This window comes from Priestia sp. P5_B4 (assembly GCF_056400385.1).
Window position 1 is genome coordinate 1 of sequence record NZ_JBFULJ010001167.1, and the last position, 969, is coordinate 969.

General features: G+C 39.3%; 2 protein-coding genes and 1 pseudogene. All 3 read right to left on the minus strand.

Annotated elements, in window-relative coordinates:
* On the minus strand, positions 1–288 hold a 288-nt coding region (locus AC1DRF_RS29655), incomplete at its 3' end, for an SDR family NAD(P)-dependent oxidoreductase (RefSeq protein WP_477742526.1).
* Between the two features lie 99 nt (positions 289–387).
* Positions 388–624, minus strand: a pseudogene (locus AC1DRF_RS29660) (DJ-1/PfpI family protein); the annotation flags it as partial.
* Between the two features lie 22 nt (positions 625–646).
* The coding region (locus AC1DRF_RS29665; RefSeq protein ID WP_477742527.1) for a PLP-dependent transferase at positions 647–969 on the minus strand (323 nt) is incomplete at its 5' end.

The following is a 969-nucleotide window of genomic DNA, read 5'->3' on the forward strand; positions in this document are numbered from 1 at the left end:
AGGCAGTTCGCTAAAGTGACCCATTGCGCCTTCACCTGCAGTCACCACTAGGTGATCAAATTTTCCAACCTTCTTGAAAAAGTCAGCAACCTTTTCCTCGCTGCGAAAGTCGATTTCATAGCCCTCTACGTTACCACCAATCTTCACTTTTGCGTCAGATAATTTTGAAGTAGAACGGCTAGCAATAATGACTTGAGCGGATTCATCGAGAAACGCCTTAGCAGCGGCTAAACCAATACCAGATGTACCTCCTAAAACAACCACTCTTTTTCCTTTTAATGATGACAACGAAATACCTCCTTTATTCATACGTTTGTTTGATCAACTTGCGGATTCTGATTAAAGAATCCGTAAGTTGAAAATATTTAAGTTTTTACATCACCATTGTTATTTAGCTAAAAGTTTTAGTGATTCACGATTGAATGCTGGAATATCTTTTGGTTCTCGCCTTGTTACAATATTTTTGTTAATGACAACTTCTTTGTCTTTATAATTTGCACCAGCATTTTTCAAATCGTTGCGAATGGATTTATAGCCAGTGATGTCGATACCTTTTAAAAGGTCTGTATCGATTAACACTTGTGGTCCATGACAAATGGAAAAAACAGTTTTTTTATCTTGGACTACTTTTAAAATAATTGGTTGTTTACTCAAGCGCCTTTCGAAGATCCTCAATTAAATCTTCTACATCCTCTAGCCCTACCGAAATGCGAACCAAACCTTCAGTAATGCCGAGCTCTGCTCTTCGCTCCACTGGAATGGATGCATGTGTCATGCGGGCCGGCACGGATATTAAACTTTCAACCGCACCAAGACTCTCAGCTAAAGTGAAGTAATGAATTTTACTTAATAGATGATCTGCTTTTTCCCCACTGCCCACATCAAATGACACCATTYCTCCAAAACCTCTGGCCTGTTTTTTGGCAATTTCATGGTTTGGATGGTTCTCAAGGCCAGGATAAAATACCT